Here is an 18,076-nt window from a genome sequence, read left to right as displayed (position 1 = left end):
GATGATGGTCTCCGCTCTTATCGTCCCAGGTAGACTTCGATGACGCGTTCGTTGGATTGCACCTGGCGCATGTTGCCTTCGGCCAGGACCGATCCTTCGTGCAGCACGGTCACCTTGCCACCTTGGGCGATCTCCTCGACGAAGCCCATGTCGTGTTCCACCACCATGATGGAATGCTTGCCCCGCAGCTCGTTCAAGAGCTCGGCGGTGCGTGCAGTCTCGGCGTCGGACATGCCGGCCACCGGTTCATCGAGCAACAGCAATTGCGGTTCCTGCATCAACAGCATGCCGATCTCCAGCCACTGCTTCTGCCCGTGCGAGAGCAGGCCGGCCACGCGGTGTTCCTGGCCGTTCAGGCGGATCAGCTTGAGGATCTCCTCGATCTTGCCGATCTGCTCCGAGGACAGGCGCGCAAAGAGCGTGGTCTTGACGCGCTTGTCCATCTTCATCGCCAGTTCCAGGTTCTCGAACACGGTGTGCTGCTCGAACACCGTCGGACGCTGGAACTTGCGGCCGATGCCCGCATGCGCGATCTCGTATTCGGTCATCTTGGTCAGGTCGATGGTCTGGCCGAAGAAGGCGGTGCCGGCGGTGGGCCGGGTCTTGCCGGTGATGACGTCCATCATCGTGGTCTTGCCCGCACCGTTGGGACCGATGATGCAGCGCAGTTCACCGACCGAAATATCCAGGTTCAGGTTGTTGATGGCCTTGAAGCCATCGAAGGATACCGTGATGTTTTCCAGGTAGAGGATGGCGCCGTGGGTGGTATCGACGCCCTCGGGTTTGATGCGTTCGTAGGATGCGCCATGGTCGGCGCGCGGAGTATCGACGTTGCCGCCCAGGCCGCCGATGCCTACCGCGTTTTTTCCCATGCTTTTGCCGGGTTCGACTGCGCTCATGCTGCCTCCTTGGATGCGCTGCCCTCGGCGGGCGCGGCATCGCGTTTCTTGAATTTCTGCACCAGGCCCAGGATGCCCTGCGGCAGGAACAGCGTGACCAGGATGAAGATCAGCCCCAGCGCATACAGCCACAGGTCCGGGAAGGCGGCCGTGAACCAGCTCTTCAAGCCATTGACCGTGAAGGCGCCGATGATGGGGCCGATCAGCGTGCCCCGTCCACCGACGGCGGCCCAGATCACCATCTCGATGGAATTGGCCGGCGACATTTCGGAGGGATTGATGATGCCCACCTGCGGCACGTACAGCGCACCGGCGATACCGCAGATCACGGCCGAGAGCGTCCACACGAACAGCTTGAACCACAGCGGGTTGTAGCCGATGAACATGAGGCGTGACTCGGAATCGCGCACGCCCTGCAGCACGCGGCCCAGCTTGGAGGTGACGATCATGCGGCACAGCACCAGGGCACCGAACAGCAGCGCCAGCGTCACCAGGTACAGCACTGCCTTGGTGGCCGGTGCGGTGATGGTGAAGCCGAGGATGCGCTTGAAGTCGGTAAAGCCGTTGTTGCCGCCGAAGCCGGTATCGTTGCGGAAGAACAGCAGCATGAAGGCGAAGGTCATCGCTTGCGTGATGATGGAGAAATACACGCCCTTGATGCGCGAACGGAACGCGAAGTAGCCGAACACGAAGGCCAGGAGACCCGGCACCAGCACCACCAGCAGCATGGAGAACCAGAAGTGGTCGGTCATCCACCAGTACCAGGGATAGGCCTTCCAGTTCAGGAACACCATGAAGTCCGGCAGGTCGCTCTGGTACACGCCGTCACGGCCGATGGCGCGCATCAGGTACATGCCGTGGGCGTATCCGCCCAGTGCGAAGAAAACGCCATGACCCAGAGAAAGGATGCCCGTATAGCCCCACACCAGGTCCAGTGCCAGCGCCGCCATGGCGTAGCACATGAACTTGCCGACCAAAGCGACGGTGTAGGAGGACACGTGCAGCGCGCTATCTGCGGGGAACAGCAGGTTGCAGACCGGCAGCAGCGCCAGCACGATGGTGCAGATGACGATGCCGGTCCAGGACGGGCGATTGAACAGCGAGGGGCGCATGATCATGGTGCTCATTCCACGCTCCTTCCCTTGAGTGCGAAGAGGCCTTGCGGACGCTTCTGGATGAATACGATGATGAAGACCAGGATGGCGATCTTGGCCAGCACGGCACCGGCCATCGGCTCCAGGAATTTGTTGACTTCGCCCAGGCCGAAGGCTGCGATGACGGTACCGGCCAACTGGCCCACGCCGCCCAGCACCACCACCATGAACGAGTCCACGATGTAACCCTGTCCCAGGTCGGGACCGACGTTGCCCAGCTGCGAGAGCGCCACGCCGCCGAGGCCGGCGATGCCGCAACCGAGACCGAAGGTCATCATGTCGATCTTGCCGGTGGACACGCCCACGCAGTCGGCCATGCGGCGATTCTGCGTGACGGCGCGCACGAACAGGCCCAGGCGGGTCTTGTTCAAGATCAGCCACACCGCGAACACCACGAAGAGCGCAAAGAACACGATCACGATGCGGTTGTAGGACAGCACCAGCGAACCGAGCACGGTCACGCCGCCAGACATCCAGCTCGGGTTGGCCACTTCCACGTTCTGCGCACCGAAGATGGAGCGCACACCTTGCATCAGCATCAGGCTGATCCCCCAGGTGCAGAGCAGGGTTTCCAGCGGACGGCCATAGAGCCAGCGGATCACCAGACGCTCCAGCGCAATGCCGACGGCGGCGGCCACGATGAAGGCGGCCGGCAGTGCCACCACCAGATACGCATCGATGGCACCGGGGAAGAACTTGCGGAACACCAGCTGGCATACGTAGGTGGTGTAGGCGCCGATCATCAGCAGCTCACCGTGGGCCATGTTGATGATGCCCATGAGGCCGAAGGTGATGGCCAGGCCCAGTGCGGCCAGCAGCAGCACGCTGCCCAGCGAGACCCCATAGAACAGCTTGCCGGCGAAGTCGACGATGGCCAGGTGGCGGTCCAGTGCGGAGAGGGTGCGCACCGCTTCCACGCGCACGCCCTCATCGGCTTCGACGTAGGAGCCATCGGGATTCTTGGCCAGCATGTTTTCCAGCACCGGCTTCAACGAGGCATTGGTGGTCTCGGCCAGCTTCTTGACGGCGGCGCGGCGTGCCGCCGGGTCGGTCGAATGCAGGTTGGCGGTGGCTTGCACCTGCTGCAGCACGTCCTTGATCTGCGGATCGCTTTCCTTGGCGAGCGCTTTTTCGATCAGCGGGATCTGCGCCGGGTCGGCATTCTTGAGCAATTCACCGGCGGCGGCCAGGCGCTGGTCGCGCTGCGGCGAGAGCAGTTTGAGGCCCGAGAGCGCGCCATCAACAGCACCGCGCAGGCGGTTGTTGACGGTGATGCCTTCGGCGTCATCGGGCGCCGGGCCAGTCTGGTCATTGGCCGGATTGAATGCCTTGCCGGCGTCGTCGACGATGAGCACGTCACCGGCGGGGGTGACGTAGAGCGCGTCGCTGTTCAGGGCATTGAGGATCTTGAGCGCGTCTTCATTGGCCAGCGCGGCAATCTGGTTGACGGCGTCGATGCGCGCGTCGGGGTCGTCTCCGCCAAGGGGCTTGAGCAAGGCCGGATCGATGGCTGCGAACGCCCCCAGGGCGTGGACGCAAAGCCAGGTCGCGAGCAGCCCGCGTAGGAACTGGATGGCTGGTTTCATGGTCGGTGTGCGCCTCGAAGCGCGGGCCGGTCGATGCGGTGGCCGGGGCGAGTCGTCGGGCGGTTTTCTTGTGGAGGGAAATGCATTGCGGCGGACGGTGCCTTCCCTACGCCACGCTGCGGCGTAGGGAAGGCGCTCCGAAGAACGCCAAGAACTACAACAACCGCAAGCTTAGTTCTTCTGCTTGCTTTCGTTGCCCGGGATGTACGGGCTCCAGGGTTGTGCGCGGATGGTGGTCTTGGTCTTGTAGACCACGTTGAACTGGCCGTCCGCCTTGATTTCACCGATCATGACGGGCTTGTGCAGGTGGTGGTTGGTCTTGTCCATTTCCAGCGTGTAGCCCGACGGTGCCTTGTAGGTCTGGCCACCCATGGCGGCGATCACCTTGTCGGTGTCGGTGGACTTGGCCTTTTCCACGGCCTGTGCCCACATGTGGATGCCGACGTAGGTGGCTTCCATCGGGTCGTTGGTCACGACGGTATCGGCGTTGGGCAGGTTCTTGGCCTTGGCGTATTCCTTCCACTTCTTGATGAAGGCGGTGTTGACCGGATTCTTCACCGATTCGAAGTAGTTCCAGGCGGCCAGGTGGCCCACCAGCGGCTTGGTATCGACACCGCGCAGTTCTTCTTCACCCACCGAGAATGCCACCACCGGCACGTCGGTTGCCTTCAGGCCGGCGTTGCCCAGTTCCTTGTAGAAGGGCACGTTGGAGTCGCCATTGATGGTCGAGATCACCGCGGTCTTGCCACCGGCGGAGAACTTCTTGATGTTGGCCACGATGGTCTGGTAGTCGGAGTGGCCGAACGGGGTGTAGACCTCGTCGATGTCGGAATCCTTCACGCCCTTGCTGTGCAGGAAGGCGCGCAGGATCTTGTTGGTGGTGCGCGGGTAGACGTAGTCGGTGCCCAGCAGCACGAAGCGCTTGGCGCCGCCGCCTTCCTTGGACATCAGGTATTCCACGGCGGGAATGGCTTGCTGGTTGGGGGCAGCACCGGTGTAGAAGACGTTCTTCTCCAGTTCTTCACCTTCGTACTGCACCGGGTAGAACAGCAGGCTGTTCAATTCCTTGAAGACCGGCAGCACCGACTTGCGCGACACCGAGGTCCAGCAGCCGAAGACCACCGAGACCTTGTCCTGGGAGATCAGCTGGCGGGCCTTTTCAGCGAACAGCGGCCAGTTCGAGGCGGGGTCGACCACCACCGGTTCGAGCTTCTTGCCCATCACGCCGCCGGCGGCGTTGATTTCGTCGATGGTCATCAGGGCCACGTCCTTCAGGGACGTTTCGGAAATGGCCATGGTGCCCGACAGCGAGTGCAGGATACCGACCTTGATGGTGTCGGCAGCGAAGGCCGAAGGCAGCCAGGAGGATGCGGCCAGTGCGAATGCGCCCAGAGCGGTGGCTTTCAGTACGGTACGACGTGACATGTGGTGCTCCCTCGAGAAAAGTTTTGGAAGAATTTTTTCACTGCCCAGTCGCTTTAGCAGATTGCGTGCCAATGCCCGGCCGAGGGCCTGCGGCCTGCATCAAAGCGGGGCGGGGAGGGGCGGGAAGGGGAGGAAATGTTGTCAGGTACGCCATGATTGCGCACCAAAGCTGAGCGTCATTGTCGACAGTCCCATGTCGTTGCAGCAATATTCACCAGGCTGGCGCTTGCTCTTGCGCGATCTTGGTGCATCGCCCAAAGCGCCATGCCATGCGGCTTTGCGCGGAGTTTTCCGACTTCTTGGGGCGTGGGACAGATTGTTCACAATGAGAGTAAACCCGGGCCAGGCAGCGTGATCCATCACGGTGCCTGGTCCGGCGGAGCGGGTCTGGCCAGGCGCCTAGCGCAGCAAAACATGCTGCATGAACTGCCGCAGCGGGAATTCGATGAGATTCTGCAAGGCCACCGGCAACTCCAGCGGACGCATGATCATCTTGATGGTGGTCTCGGGTTTGAGGTTCACGCGCACGGTGCGGCTCATGCGCGAGGCCAGTTCCTTGACCCGTGCGGGATCGGCTGCCAGTTCCGGTTTGTGCACCATCACCACGTGGCGGATGGCGCAATCGGCATCTTCGCTCTTCAGTTCCAGGGTGCGTCGGCTGAGGGTGCCGAAGACGCGCGAGCGGCCGATGTTTTCCTGGCGGCGATAGCGGCGGAAGTACTGGTAGAAGTGCTTGTAGTGATTGACCTCGTCATTGGCGATGAGGCCGGCCAGGTGCTTCAGTACCGGCTCGTCGGTGGCACGCGCCAGCGCCCGGTAGTAGGTGGAGGTCCCGGTCTCGACCACGCAGCGTGCGGCCAGCTCCTGGGCGCGCGTGGGTTCGAGCAGCTCGACCTTGCAGTACTGCGAGTATTCATCGAGGAAGCCCTGGTAGGCGCGCTGCCAGTCGAACTCCGGCCAGACATGCTCGACATAGGCGCGCAGGGCCGCGCCATGCTGCAGCTCTTCCTGCTCCCACTGCTCGCGCAGCCAGGTCTCGACTTCGGCGTCGCCCTTGTAGAACTCCACCAGGTTGTGGGTATAGAGATCCGAACCGCTTTCGACGAAGGAGGCGCAGGCCACCAGGTAGAACAGGTCTTCATCCTGCCGTACCCGCTCTCGGTCGATACGGTCCAGGTCGATGTCATCGATGGTCCAGTGTTTTTTTTCTTGGCGACTCGGGTTCATCTGCTATACCTCTCTTCTCAAGTGACGGTTGGCATAGCGATATGATGCAGTGCGAAGGCATTGGTTCAGGGCCGCACGGTGCAGCTTGACCTAACTTTGCACATGGCGCGTCCTGGCGGTGCTGCCTGTCAGTGCTTTGTCAGCCGCAACACTCGGGCGCCTACAGCATTTGCGTGGCGTCACTGCCCAGCACCACGCGATTGCGGCCCTGGTATTTGGCGTGATACAGCGCCTGATCGGCGATGCGCAGCAATTGTTCGGAGGTGGTCTCTTCATCCGGCTGCAACGAGGCCACGCCGATACTGGCCGTGATGTAGCCGAAAGGCGAATCGGCGTGCGGCAGCTTGAGCGCGAAGATGGCCTGGCAGATGTTCTCGGCCTGCTGCACGGCGTGGGCGGTATCGCTCTCGGCGATGATGACGCTGAATTCCTCGCCGCCATAGCGTGCGACCAGGTCGGTAGCGCGGCGCGAACTCTTCTGCAATACGCGCGCCACGATGCGCAGGCATTCGTCCCCGGCCAGGTGGCCATAGCGGTCGTTGTATTTCTTGAAGTAATCCACGTCCAGCATCAACAGGGCCAGCGCATGGCCCGAGCGCACCGAGCGCCGCAGCTCGTTGGCCAGCACCTCATCGAAGCGGCGCCGGTTGGCCACACCCGTCAGGCCATCGGTGGCCGAGAGCGCTTCCAGCTTGCGGTTGGCACGCTCCAGCTCGCGCGTGCGCAGGGCTACCTGTTCTTCCAGTTCTTCCTTGTTCTGCTGCAGCTTGCCGGCCATCTCGTTGAACTTGCGCGAGAGCACGGCGATCTCGTCACCGCCGGCCTGCTCCACCCGCACCGTGGTATCACCGCTGCCGGCTTCCTTCATGGCGCCCACCAGGCGCTGCAGCGGCACGCTGATGCTGCGCGCGATCAGTGCCGAGAGCACCAGCGAGGCCGCAAAGCACAGCAAGCCGATGGCGATGATCTTGTCGCGCACCGAGCGCGTGTCGGCGTTGAGCTTGTCGCTGGGCGTGGCGCTGACCACCCACCAGGAGGTATGCGGCAACTGCGCGATGGCGGCATAAAAACGCGTGCCGTCGGCGCGCGTATAGGAAATGAAGTCGCTGTTGCGGCGCTGGCCCAGGCTGGCCGTGATGCCTTCGAGCAGGGCCGGATCGGCGCTGCTGAAGCTGGTATCGCGTCCCTGCACCACCACCGCGCCATCGCTGGCATCGACGATGAAGAGGCTGGAATCGTAGCCCAGGTCCACCCCCTCGAAGATGCTGAAGAAGTAGCTCGGCCGCACGCCCACGAAGAGCATGCCGGCCGGACGGTTGTTGCCGGTGAAGCGGATCTCGCGCAGCATGGCCACGCTCTTCTGGCCATGGCCGCCGTTGTAGAGCGTCCACCATGCGCGCCCGGAGAGGTCCGGCGCTTCCTCGGCCACGCGGCTGATGTTGCTGGCCAGGGGCGCAAAGATCTGCGGATCGATCACCTGGCGCCGACGGTCCAGCAGGTATTTCTGGTTCACATCGGGCAGCGAACCGAAGGTATCGAGCAGCACCCGCGCCACGCCGCTGCGGGCGGCGGCAGCGGCGGCATCATCATCGCCGTAGTAGTTGGCCAGCAGGCGTTGCAGCTTGTCCGACAGCGCCAGCTCTTCACTGATGTCCTCGATCTTTTCCATGCGCAGCATCAGGTTCTGCGAGATCTGCTTGGCCACCTGCACCGAGTAGGCGCGCACCTTGTCCTGGGTGGCGCGGGTGGTCTCGCGGTAGGCCAGCAGGCCCGAGATCAGCAGCGGTACCAGCGACACCAGGATGAAGGAGTTGATGAGGCGATAGCGGATCTCGATCTTGCGCAGGAAACCGAGCCAAAGGAAGTCGAGCCGTCTGGGCATGGATGGTCTCTCCCTACTTGGCCGACAGCCGCGCCTGCTCGGCGATGGAGTCCTGCAAGGCGCGCGCGGCGCGCGCCGGCGACTGGCGGCCCGACAGCACGGCCTGCAACAGCGGGTGCAGGACATCGATGGTATTGACCGGCAGCAGCGAGTAATACAGGCCCGGTGCGTTGGCCCCGGCGGCATCGCGTTTCATGTCCTCGACCAGCGCAAACAGGTCACGGTCACCGCTCACGTCCGGCGCGATCACGCGAAACGGCGGAATGTTCTGGCGCTTGGCCTGCCAGATCGACATCCCGGGACCATAGAGGAAGTCCAGGAACTGCACCGCCGCCTCGCGTTGCTGCGCGCTGCTGCGCTGGGCCACGGCAAAACCGGTCTCGCTGCCCAGCACCGGTTCCAGAGGCTGTCCCTTGTCATTCCAGGGTGGCACGAATACGCCCACACGCATGTTGCGCCCGTTCATGAGCGTGCCCGCCGCCCAGGTCCCCTGGAAGGTCATGGCTGCGCGGCCTTCGGCGAACTGGCGCAAGGTGGCGTCATAGCCGGCGCGCAGGCAGTCGGCCTGCACCAACTTCTGCTCCACCAGCGTGCGCAGGCGCGTGAAGATGGCGACCCCGTCGGGGTTGTCCAGCTGCAGCGAGCCATCGGCAATGCGTGCGCGCCAGTCCGGTACCTTGGCGGCGACCAGGTTGGCAAAGCCGTAGCTGAAGGGGCCATTGCCCAGCATGTTGGGGAAGCCGCCGGAGAGGGCCAGCGGAATGAAGCCGGCCCGGCGCAATGCCGCGCCCGTGGCAAGAAATGCGTCGAAGTCGGTCGGCGGCGCACTGATGCCGGCCCGCTCGAACATGTCGCGGTTGTAGTAGATCAGCGTGGTCGCCAGGCCCGAGGGAATGCCGTAGCGCCGACCGCCCGGTGAAGTCCACTCGCGTTGCAGGCTTTCGAGCAACTGGCCCCAGGCCTGGGTGGTGCCGACGTCAGCCAGCAGGCCCTGGTCGGCCAGGGCGGCCGTGTAGGGGCTGGCATTGACCGAGATGATGTCGGGCAGGCTGTCGGTGGCGGCGCGCGGCTTGAGGTTTTCTTCGACCGAATTGCCGATCATGAATTGCAGGTTGATGCGCACCTGCGGATGCGCACGCATGAAGGCATCGGCCACGCGATGCATTTCTTCTGCCCAGTCGGGTGCCCAGACCAACGCGGTCAGCACTACCGGCTCGGCGGTGGCCATCGCGGTGGTGCGCGAGGCTGGCGCCTCTGCGCTGTCGGTCCTCTCTTCAGTACGCTCGCAGGCAGTCAGCAGGAGGGCTGCTGCCATCCCCGCGATGAATATCCTGAGCCCGCGCATGACGCGCACGGTCATGCCTGATGGCCCGCAACTGGAGTGGCAACCCGGATCAGGCACGCCGGTTACTGATGGCGTATATCGGCCACGCATTGATTTCCCCTGCGGCTAAATTTTCTTGTTTTACAGCAATGCGCATGGTGCTGCCCTGGCCTTCGCCGCGTCGCGGTGACTGGTGTCCCGTGACGGGCTGGAGCCCGCGCTGCGCCTACCTGCCGCTCCCTTTGCACGATCCCGGCATGTGAGAATAATGACAACAAGTTTGCCAGCTTTTACAAGTTCCTGCACGAATCGCGCGCGCATTCCTTGTCGTTGCTCAGCTTTTGCCACGGTGCAAGTGAGCGGCGTTTGCGGTACCGCCTGAACGAAAATGAACAGGCCCTTATAATGATGCCCTCACGCCGCCAGGGGCAATCCTGGTTCATCTTGCATCAACCCGCTTGCATCTTCCCCTCGGCCGAGGGATGCGGCTGTCTCACGATTTCCACATGCACAACAAAGATACCCAGCTCTCCATGGGCAAATTCCCCCCATGGCTGGCCGTCCTGGCAGCCTTGACTGCACTGGGCGCGCTGGCCATCGACATGTACCTGCCCAGCTTCACGGCCATCGCCAAGGACCTCGGCGTGGGCACCAACCTGGTCCAGCTCACGCTCGCTTCTTTCCTCATCGGCCTGGCGGTGGGACAGATGTTCTATGGTCCGCTGTCGGATCGCTTCGGCCGCAAGCCGCCCTTGTTCTTCGGGATCGCGCTCTACTTCGTTTGCTCCTTGCTGTGCATTTTTGCACAGAGCATTGAGACCCTGATCGTGCTGCGTTTGTTCCAGGGCCTGGGCGGCAGCGCCGGGATGGTGATCCCGCGCGCCATGGTGCGTGATCGCATGGGGGCCGAGGGATCGGCCAAGGCGTTCTCGATGCTGATGCTGGTATTCGGGCTGGCACCGATCCTGGCGCCTTTCATCGGCGGCCTGATGCTGGTCTTTGCCAGCTGGCGCGGCATCTTCGTGGTGCTGACCATCTTCGGCCTGCTGTGCATGCTGGGCACGCGCAAGTACCTGACCGAAACGGTGGATGTCTCGCGTGCCGAACCGCTGCACCTGGGGCGCACCTTGCGGCAGTACTGGGGTTTGTTGCGCCATCGCCAGTTCATGTCCTTCGTGCTGTGCGGAGGGCTGGTGCAGGCGGGCATGTTCGCCTACATCGCAGGTGGTCCGTTTGTGGTGATCGAGCTGCACGGGATCAAGCCGCAGTATTTCGGTTTCGTGTTTGCGTCCAACGCCATCGGCTTGATCGCCGCTTCGCAGATCAATGCGCGCCTGGTGGTCAAGCGCTCGGCCGAACGCGTGCTGGGCAAGGTGCTGTGGGTACCGGCCGGCCTGTCGCTGGCGGTGGTGCTGGCCGTTCTGGCGGGACTGGAAAGCCTGCCGCTGCTGCTGTTCGGTTTCTTCGGTTTCCTGACGGCTTATGGTTTCACCGGCCCGAATGCAACCGCCATTGCGCTCAAGCACCAAGGTCGCCAGGCAGGCACCGCTGCGGCCCTGATGGGCACGCTGCAGTTCGGCATGGGCGTGCTCTCGGGGGTGGTGATGAGCCTGTGGCATGACGGCACGGCCTTGCCGCTGGTGTCGGTGATGGCCATCTGCGGCGTGAGCGCCTTCCTGCTGTATCACTTCGTGGCCAAGCATGAGCCGGTGACGCCGGCCATGCACTGAGCGCCGCACGGCGGTTGCCCAAGACAATTTCCAGCCCGGCCACGTGCCGGGCTTTTTTGTGCCCGCACGGCCCGCAAGGCTTGCGCGATTTTCGGGATCGCGTTCACCCCCGGGGTGCGTGCCGCCTCAGGAACGTACATGGCGGCGCGTCGTGACAGCGGTCCCGGCGATGTGTGCCTTGGCGCGCAAAGCCGCACCGTAGCTGGGATTGCGGTCGTAACGCCGTCGGGTGGCACGCTCATTGCTGAAGAGCTCCTCGCGGTCTGACCAGTCAGGCCAATGAGGACTCCACCATGAGCATGCCCAACATCGCAGCACAGACCTTGCAGCGGCAGATACTCTCCGGCACCTATGCGCCCGGGGCCATGCTGCCCAGCCAGCGCGAACTGGCCGAGTCCATGGGCATCAGCCGCGCCTCGCTGCGGGAGGCCTTGTCGATGCTGGAGGCGCTGGGCTTCATCCGTTCGGTTCCCGGCAAGGGCACGCTGGTGAGCCAGCGCCAGGAAGGCCGCGTGGCCCCGCCCCAGCCGCCCGCCGGTGAAGAAGGGGCCGCCGCTGCGGCACTGGACCTGGCCGCCGTGTTCCAGTTGCGCTATGCGCTGGAGTCCGCCGCTGCCGCCCTGGCTGCGCGCCATATCAGTGCGCATGCCACGCCGCGCCTGTGGGGGATCCAGGCGCGCTTCGAAGAGGCACTCAAGAATCTCGACCTGGTCAGCGCCTCGCATGCCGACCTGGAATTCCACCAACTGCTGGCCGAGCTCTCCGGCAACCCCGCTTTTTCCCAAGTGGTGCGCCAGTTCGAGCGCCCCATCAGCCACAGCCTGCGCGTGCCCTTCGCCGACCGCGAACGCATCTGGGCACCTGCCGTGGAGCATCGCGCGGTCGCCGCCGCCATCTCCGCCGGTGATATCGAAGGCGCGCGCCAGGCCATGCAGCAGCACATCGTCAACGCCGCCCAACGCGTCGGTCTCTCATTCTCTCCGCCCTGAAGGCAGGGCGCCTGATCGTGTTCTTGGCTTCGCGCAGTTTCAGTGGCATCCGTAGTTTCCATCGTCGTCCCTCAACCAGGAAAGCACCGATATGAAATTATCCAAGACCCTCCCCCTCACGCTGGCCTGTACCCTGGCCTTCGGCGCATTGGCCAGCCTGCCGGCCCACGCAGAAAAAGTATTGCGCATCGCCATGACCGCCGGCGATATCCCGCGCACGCTGGGCCAGCCCGACCAGGGCTTCGAGGGCAACCGCTTCACCGGCATTCCCATGTATGACGGGCTCACCCAATGGGACCTGTCCAAGGCCGACAAGGCCAGCGAACTGATCCCGGACCTGGCCGTGTCGTGGCAGGTCGATGCCAAGGACAAGACCAAGTGGGTCTTCAAGCTGCGTCCCGGCGTCAAATTCCATGATGGCTCGGCCTTCAACGCCGACGCCGTGGTCTGGAACGTCAACAAGGTACTCGACAAGAACGCCGTGCAATTCGACCCCAGCCAGGTCGGCACCACCGCCTCGCGCATGCCGACCCTGCGCTCCGCGCGCAAGATCGATGACCTCACCGTGGAACTGACGACCGCCGAGCCGGATTCCTTCCTGCCCATCAACCTCACCAACCTGTTCATGGCCTCGCCCGCCCAGTGGGAAAAGAAACTGGCCGCCGTGCCGGCCTCGGTGACCGACAAGGCCGAGCGCAGCAAGCAGGCCTGGGCCGCCTTCGCCGCCGATGCATCCGGCACCGGCCCCTTCAAGATGGCCAAGTTCGTCCCCCGCGAGCGGCTGGAAGTGGTCAAGAACGACGGCTACTGGGATGCCGCCCGCCGCCCCAAGATCGACCGCGTGGTGATGCTGCCGCTGCCCGAAGCCAACTCGCGCACCGCGGCCCTGATGTCGGGCCAGGTCGACTGGATCGAAGCCCCCGCCCCGGATGCACTGGACGCGATCAAGGCACGCGGCTTCAAGATCTACTCCAACCCGCAGCCCCACGTGTGGCCGTGGCAGCTGTCCTTCGTGCCCGGCTCGCCCTGGCTGGACAAGCGTGTGCGCCATGCCGCCAACCTGTGCGTGAATCGTCCCGCGATGAAGCAGCTCTTGGGCGGACTCATGGGTGAAGCCACCGGTACCGTCGAGCCCGGCCATCCGTGGCGCGGCAACCCCAGCTTCCAGATCAAGTACGATCCGGCCGCCGCCAAGAAGCTGATGAGCGAAGCGGGCTATTCGGCCGCCAAGCCGCTGACGGTGAAGGTACAGATCTCGGCCTCCGGTTCCGGCCAGATGCAGCCGCTGCCGATGAACGAGTTCATGCAGCAGAACCTGAAGGAGTGCTTCTTCGACGTGCAGTTCGACGTCATCGAATGGAACACCCTCTATACCAACTGGCGCATCGGTGCCAAGGATCCGAGCGCGCACGGTGCCAATGCGATCAACGTCAGCTTCGCCTCCATGGACCCGTTCTTTGCCATGGTGCGTTTCGTCGATACCAAGGCCGCCCCGCCGACCTCCAACAACTGGGGCTTCTACAGCAACGCCGACGTCGATGCCTTGATCGCCAAGGCGCGCACCACCTTCGATCCCAAGCAGCGTGACGCCTTGCTGGCCCAGCTGCACGCCAAGATCGTCGATGAAGCGCCCTTCGTCTGGGTGGCCCACGACACCGGCCCGCGTGCCATCTCCGCCAAGGTCAAGGGCGTGGTGCAGCCGCAGAGCTGGTTCATCGACATCGCCACCATGAGCATGGACTGATGCCCTGACGCAGGAGCACATCAGCGGCGCCGCAGTGCGCCGGCGCCGCTGACGTTTCCTGCACCAGGCTTGACGTTTTCTGCACCGTGACGTTTTTGCACCTTGACGTTTTCTGCACCAAGCACCTTTTGCGGCACTGCCGCCGCAGCCCCTGACCCGTCGCCGGAACTGCCATGATCGCCTACCTGATACGACGCTTTCTCTACGCCCTGCCCATCATGCTGGGCGTGGCCTTCCTCTGCTTCATGCTGGTCCACATCGCACCGGGTGATCCGCTGGTCTCGATCCTGCCGCCGGATGCCTCGGCCGACCTGCAAAAGCAGCTCATGGAGATCTACGGGTTCAACCGCAGCTATCCCGAGCAATTCCTGAGCTGGGTCTGGCGTGCCCTGCACGGCGACCTGGGCAGCTCGATTGCGACCGGCCGTCCGGTGGCCGCCGAAGTGTTCAAGGCGGTCGGCAATACCTTCATGCTGGCGGCCGTGGCCACGCTGATCGGTTTCGTGTTCGGGTCGCTGTTCGGCTTCGTGGCCGGCTACTTCCGCAATTCCTGGGTGGACCGCGTGGCTTCCTTCATTTCGGTGGTGGGCGTGTCGGTGCCGCATTACTGGCTGGGGATGGTGCTGGTGATCGTGTTCTCTTCCAAGCTGATGTGGCTGCCCGCCACCGGCGCCGGACCCGATGGCTCGGGCGCCTGGGTGTGGGACCTGGAACACGTGAAGTACCTGCTCATGCCGGCCGTGACCATGTCCTTCATCCCCATGGGCATCATCGCCCGCACCGTGCGCGCCCTGGTGGCCGACATCCTGGCCCAGGAATTCGTGGTGGGCCTCAAGGCGCGCGGCTTGTCCGACGCCGGCGTCTTACGCCACGTGGTCAAGAACGCCGCGCCGACCGCGCTGGCCGTCATGGGCCTGCAACTGGGCTACCTGCTGGGTGGTTCGATCCTGATCGAAACCGTGTTTTCCTGGCCCGGTACCGGCTTCCTGCTCAACCAGGCCATCTTCCAGCGCGACCTGCCGCTGCTGCAGGGGAGCATCCTGGTGCTGGCCATGTTCTTCGTGGCGCTGAACCTGCTGGTGGATGTCCTGCAAACCATCTTCGACCCCCGTATCGAGCGAGCCTGACATGAACCTCTCCACTTCCGCCCCCGCCCTCAAGGCGGCCGAGCCGGCCACCGCCATGCGCCGCTCGCGCGGCCACTGGGCCAACGTCGGTGCGCGCCTGGTGCGCAATCCCGGTGCCATGATCGCTGCTGCCGTGCTGCTGCTGCTGATCGTGGCCGCCGTCGCCGCACCCTGGGTGATGCCCGGTGATCCGTTTGCCGCCTCGATGTTCTCGCGCCTGAAACCTATCGGCACTGCCGGCCACCTGCTGGGTACCGACGAACTGGGGCGCGACATGTTCTCGCGCCTGCTGCTGGGTGGCCGACTGTCGCTGTTCATGGGCATCACGCCGGTGCTGCTGGCCTTCGTCATCGGCAGTGCGCTGGGCATCGTGGCCGGCTACGCGGGCGGCTTCACCAACACCGCCATCATGCGCAGCATCGATATCCTTTATGCCTTTCCTTCGGTGCTGCTGGCCATTGCCCTCTCGGGGGCGCTGGGTGCGGGCATCTTCAATGCGCTCACTTCGCTGACCATCGTCTTCGTCCCGCAGATCGCGCGCATTGCAGAAAGCGTCACCACCCAGGTGCGCCGCAGCGATTACGTCGATGCGGCGCGCGCCTCCGGGGCCAGCGCCTTCACCATCGTGCGCGCGCACGTGCTGGGCAATGTGCTGGGACCGATCTTCGTCTATTCCACCAGCCTGATTTCGGTCTCCATGATCCTGGCCTCGGGCTTGTCCTTCCTCGGCCTGGGCGTCAAGCCGCCCGAGCCGGAATGGGGCCTGATGTTGAATACCCTGCGCACGGCCATCTACACCCAGCCCTGGGTGGCGGCCTTGCCGGGCGCCTTCATCTTCGTCACTTCGATTTCTTTCAACCTGTTGTCCGATGGCCTGCGCTCGGCCATGGAGGTCAAGCAATGAGCCTGTCTGCCTCGCTCCTGAACCAGGACCCGCGTGATGTCGGTGGCCCGCGCCAGCCGCTCCTAGGCGTGCGCCAACTGCTGAAGCATTTTCCACTCAAGCAGCAGGGCCTGCCCTTGCTGCGCGGCCCGGCCCATGCGGTGCGCGCGGTCGATGGCGTGAGCTTCGACATCATGAAAGGCGAAACCCTGGGCGTGGTCGGTGAATCCGGCTGCGGCAAATCCACCACGGCCCGCGTGCTGATGCAGCTGATCGAACAGGACAGCGGCGAACTGGTCTTCGACGGCCAGACCGTAGGCTCGCGCGCCATGCCCTTGCGCCAGTTCCGTCGCCAGGCGCAGATGGTGTTCCAGGACAGTTATTCCTCGCTCAATCCGCGCATGACCATCGAGGATTCGATCGCCTTTGCGCCCACCGTGCATGGCCTGCCGGCGCGCGAAGCCATCGCCCGCGCCCGCAGCCTGCTGGCGCGTGTGGGCCTGCAGCCGGAACGGTTTGCCGGACGCTATCCGCATGAACTCTCCGGCGGCCAGCGCCAGCGCGTCAACATTGCCCGCGCCCTGGCGCTGGAGCCGCGCCTGGTGATCCTGGATGAAGCCGTCTCGGCGCTGGACAAATCGGTGGAAGCGCAGGTGCTGAACCTGCTGCTGGACCTGAAGCAGGAATTCGGCCTCACCTACCTGTTCATCAGCCACGATCTGAACGTGGTCCGTTTCATCTCCGACCGCGTGCTGGTGATGTACCTGGGCCAGGTGGTCGAGGTCGGTCCGGCCGAGCAGGTATTCGACGCCCCGCGCCACCCCTACACGCGCGCGCTGTTGCGCTCCATGCCCAGCATGGACCCCAGCCGCCGTACTGAAGAAGCGCCGCTGGCGGGCGATCCGCCCAACCCCATCAATCCGCCCCCCGGCTGCCGCTTCCATACCCGCTGCCAGTTCGCGCAGCCGGTCTGCCAGCAGCGCGCGCCGACCTTCGTCGAGGCCGCACCGGAACACGGCGTGGCCTGCCTGCGCTACGAGGCCGGCAGTGGCTATGACGACGCCGGCTTCGAAGCCGGCATGCTCAACAAGGAGCTGCAACATGGCTGATGCTTCCAAGAAGGCGATGGTGCGCCTGCGCGACCTGCGCGTGACCTTCAAGGCCCCCGGCAAGACCATCCGCGCCGTCAGCGGCGTGGACCTGGAGGTGGCCGAGGGCGAGGTGGTGGCCTTGATCGGCGAATCTGGCTCGGGCAAGAGCGTCACCTTGCGTTCCATCATGCGGCTGCACCCCGAGGCCCGCACCCGCATTGAAGGCGGGCTGGAAGTCGATGGCCGCGACGTCCTCACGATGAGCGGCCGAGAACTGTCCGCCCTGCGCGGCGACAGCGTCGCGATGATTTTCCAGGAACCCTTGCTGGCGCTCGATCCGGTCTATACCGTGGGAGCGCAGATCGCCGAGACCATCCGCCGCCACAAGAAGGTCTCGGCCGCCCAGGCCCGCGCGCAGGCGCTGGCGCTGTTCGAGAAGGTCCGCATTCCCAGCCCGGAGCGGCGGCTCGATGCCTATCCCCACGAGATGTCCGGCGGCATGCGCCAGCGCGCCATGATCGCCCTGGCGCTGTCCTGCTCGCCCAAGGTCCTGCTGGCCGATGAACCCACCACGGCGCTGGACGCCACGGTACAGATCCAGATCCTGCTGTTGCTGCGCGAACTGCAGCGTGAGCTGGGCCTGTCGATCATCTTCGTCACCCATGACATCGGCGCGGCCGTCGAGGTGGCCGACCGCATCGCGGTGATGTACGCCGGGCGCATCGTCGAACAGGGACCGGCCTCGCAACTGCTGGCCCAGCCGCGCCATCCCTACACCATGTCGCTGCTGCAAAGCCGCAGCCACGGTGCCATGCAAAAGGGCCAGCGCCTGCAGACCATCCCCGGCGCGCCGCCCGACCTGGCCAACCTGCCGCCGGGCTGTGCCTTTGCCGAGCGCTGCCCGCATGCGCAAGCCGATTGCCACACCCGGCAGCCGGCCGAACAATCCGTGGGCGAGCAACATACGGTACGCTGCCTGCGTGCCGAAACTTTGCAGCTGGCTGCGGCCTGATCC

General features: G+C 64.3%; 14 protein-coding genes. 7 read left to right on the top strand and 7 right to left on the bottom strand.

Annotated features, from left to right (window positions below):
• Nucleotides 1-17: 17 nt before the first annotated feature.
• The 7 genes from urtD to FYB76_RS24625 all read right to left on the bottom strand — a co-directional run bounded on the left by urtD (nucleotide 18) and on the right by FYB76_RS24625 (nucleotide 9,533).
• Nucleotides 18-899: an urea ABC transporter ATP-binding protein UrtD gene (urtD, locus tag FYB76_RS24655; RefSeq protein WP_145607800.1), complete on the bottom strand. Its 882-nt coding sequence runs from the start codon at nucleotides 897-899 to the stop codon at nucleotides 18-20.
• Nucleotides 896-2,026, bottom strand: a complete 1,131-nt coding sequence (urtC, locus tag FYB76_RS24650) for an urea ABC transporter permease subunit UrtC (protein ID WP_034339869.1) — start codon at nucleotides 2,024-2,026, stop codon at nucleotides 896-898. Before urtC ends, urtD begins: the two co-directional genes overlap by 4 nt.
• Nucleotides 2,023-3,639, bottom strand: a complete 1,617-nt coding sequence (gene urtB / locus FYB76_RS24645; protein WP_154135377.1) for an urea ABC transporter permease subunit UrtB — start codon at nucleotides 3,637-3,639, stop codon at nucleotides 2,023-2,025. The genes urtC and urtB overlap by 4 nt, the downstream gene beginning before the upstream one ends.
• A 171-nt stretch (nucleotides 3,640-3,810) precedes the next feature.
• The gene (urtA, locus tag FYB76_RS24640) at nucleotides 3,811-5,064 is read right to left on the bottom strand and encodes an urea ABC transporter substrate-binding protein (RefSeq protein ID WP_013236630.1); all 1,254 of its coding nucleotides are present in this window, start codon (nucleotides 5,062-5,064) and stop codon (nucleotides 3,811-3,813) included.
• Between the two features lie 399 nt (nucleotides 5,065-5,463).
• Entirely contained in the window at nucleotides 5,464-6,291 is an 828-nt protein-coding gene (locus FYB76_RS24635) for a ferritin-like domain-containing protein (RefSeq protein ID WP_154135376.1), read from the bottom strand.
• Between the two features lie 160 nt (nucleotides 6,292-6,451).
• Nucleotides 6,452-8,173: a sensor domain-containing diguanylate cyclase gene (locus tag FYB76_RS24630; protein WP_088755415.1), complete on the bottom strand. Its 1,722-nt coding sequence runs from the start codon at nucleotides 8,171-8,173 to the stop codon at nucleotides 6,452-6,454.
• 13 nt (nucleotides 8,174-8,186) lie between these two features.
• On the bottom strand, nucleotides 8,187-9,533 hold the full coding sequence (locus FYB76_RS24625; protein ID WP_154135375.1) for an extracellular solute-binding protein: 1,347 nt from the start codon (nucleotides 9,531-9,533) through the stop codon (nucleotides 8,187-8,189).
• 470 nt (nucleotides 9,534-10,003) lie between these two features.
• Between FYB76_RS24625 and FYB76_RS24620 the strand changes: the two genes are divergently transcribed.
• The 7 genes from FYB76_RS24620 to FYB76_RS24590 all read left to right on the top strand — a co-directional run bounded on the left by FYB76_RS24620 (nucleotide 10,004) and on the right by FYB76_RS24590 (nucleotide 18,073).
• Nucleotides 10,004-11,227: a Bcr/CflA family multidrug efflux MFS transporter gene (locus FYB76_RS24620; protein ID WP_088755570.1), complete on the top strand. Its 1,224-nt coding sequence runs from the start codon at nucleotides 10,004-10,006 to the stop codon at nucleotides 11,225-11,227.
• 293 nt (nucleotides 11,228-11,520) lie between these two features.
• Complete coding sequence (locus tag FYB76_RS24615) at nucleotides 11,521-12,216, top strand: FadR/GntR family transcriptional regulator (protein ID WP_154135374.1); 696 nt, start codon at nucleotides 11,521-11,523, stop codon at nucleotides 12,214-12,216.
• Nucleotides 12,217-12,307: 91 nt separating this feature from the next.
• Complete coding sequence (locus FYB76_RS24610) at nucleotides 12,308-13,960, top strand: ABC transporter substrate-binding protein (protein ID WP_088755418.1); 1,653 nt, start codon at nucleotides 12,308-12,310, stop codon at nucleotides 13,958-13,960.
• Nucleotides 13,961-14,133: 173 nt separating this feature from the next.
• Nucleotides 14,134-15,087: an ABC transporter permease gene (locus FYB76_RS24605; RefSeq protein WP_088755419.1), complete on the top strand. Its 954-nt coding sequence runs from the start codon at nucleotides 14,134-14,136 to the stop codon at nucleotides 15,085-15,087.
• A 1-nt stretch (nucleotide 15,088) separates the two neighbouring features.
• On the top strand, nucleotides 15,089-15,991 hold the full coding sequence (locus FYB76_RS24600; protein ID WP_088755420.1) for an ABC transporter permease: 903 nt from the start codon (nucleotides 15,089-15,091) through the stop codon (nucleotides 15,989-15,991).
• Entirely contained in the window at nucleotides 15,988-17,079 is a 1,092-nt protein-coding gene (locus tag FYB76_RS24595; protein WP_088755421.1) for an ABC transporter ATP-binding protein, read from the top strand. The genes FYB76_RS24600 and FYB76_RS24595 overlap by 4 nt, the downstream gene beginning before the upstream one ends.
• The gene (locus FYB76_RS24590; protein WP_088755422.1) at nucleotides 17,072-18,073 is read left to right on the top strand and encodes an ABC transporter ATP-binding protein; all 1,002 of its coding nucleotides are present in this window, start codon (nucleotides 17,072-17,074) and stop codon (nucleotides 18,071-18,073) included. Before FYB76_RS24595 ends, FYB76_RS24590 begins: the two co-directional genes overlap by 8 nt.
• The last annotated feature ends 3 nt before the right edge of the window (nucleotides 18,074-18,076 follow it).

It is taken from the genome of Herbaspirillum sp. CAH-3 (assembly GCF_009668275.1).
GTDB classification, from domain to species: Bacteria; Pseudomonadota; Gammaproteobacteria; order Burkholderiales; family Burkholderiaceae_D; genus Herbaspirillum; species Herbaspirillum aquaticum.
This window is presented reverse-complemented; position numbering and strand designations above follow the sequence as displayed.

Excerpts from the sequence above, each read along its gene's own strand:
- urtA (WP_013236630.1), bottom strand. The coding sequence starts at position 5,064 with ATGTCACGTCGTACCGTACTGAAAGCCACCGCTCTGGGCGCATTCGCA.
- FYB76_RS24635 (WP_154135376.1), bottom strand. The coding sequence starts at position 6,291 with ATGAACCCGAGTCGCCAAGAAAAAAAACACTGGACCATCGATGACATC.
- FYB76_RS24625 (WP_154135375.1), bottom strand. The coding sequence starts at position 9,533 with ATGACCGTGCGCGTCATGCGCGGGCTCAGGATATTCATCGCGGGGATG.
- FYB76_RS24600 (WP_088755420.1), top strand. The coding sequence starts at position 15,089 with ATGAACCTCTCCACTTCCGCCCCCGCCCTCAAGGCGGCCGAGCCGGCC.
- FYB76_RS24615 (WP_154135374.1), top strand. The coding sequence starts at position 11,521 with ATGAGCATGCCCAACATCGCAGCACAGACCTTGCAGCGGCAGATACTC.
- FYB76_RS24605 (WP_088755419.1), top strand. The coding sequence starts at position 14,134 with ATGATCGCCTACCTGATACGACGCTTTCTCTACGCCCTGCCCATCATG.
- FYB76_RS24595 (WP_088755421.1), top strand. The coding sequence starts at position 15,988 with ATGAGCCTGTCTGCCTCGCTCCTGAACCAGGACCCGCGTGATGTCGGT.
- urtB (WP_154135377.1), bottom strand. The coding sequence starts at position 3,639 with ATGAAACCAGCCATCCAGTTCCTACGCGGGCTGCTCGCGACCTGGCTT.
- FYB76_RS24610 (WP_088755418.1), top strand. The coding sequence starts at position 12,308 with ATGAAATTATCCAAGACCCTCCCCCTCACGCTGGCCTGTACCCTGGCC.
- FYB76_RS24620 (WP_088755570.1), top strand. The coding sequence starts at position 10,004 with ATGCACAACAAAGATACCCAGCTCTCCATGGGCAAATTCCCCCCATGG.
- FYB76_RS24590 (WP_088755422.1), top strand. The coding sequence starts at position 17,072 with ATGGCTGATGCTTCCAAGAAGGCGATGGTGCGCCTGCGCGACCTGCGC.
- FYB76_RS24630 (WP_088755415.1), bottom strand. The coding sequence starts at position 8,173 with ATGCCCAGACGGCTCGACTTCCTTTGGCTCGGTTTCCTGCGCAAGATC.
- urtD (WP_145607800.1), bottom strand. The coding sequence starts at position 899 with ATGAGCGCAGTCGAACCCGGCAAAAGCATGGGAAAAAACGCGGTAGGC.
- urtC (WP_034339869.1), bottom strand. The coding sequence starts at position 2,026 with ATGAGCACCATGATCATGCGCCCCTCGCTGTTCAATCGCCCGTCCTGG.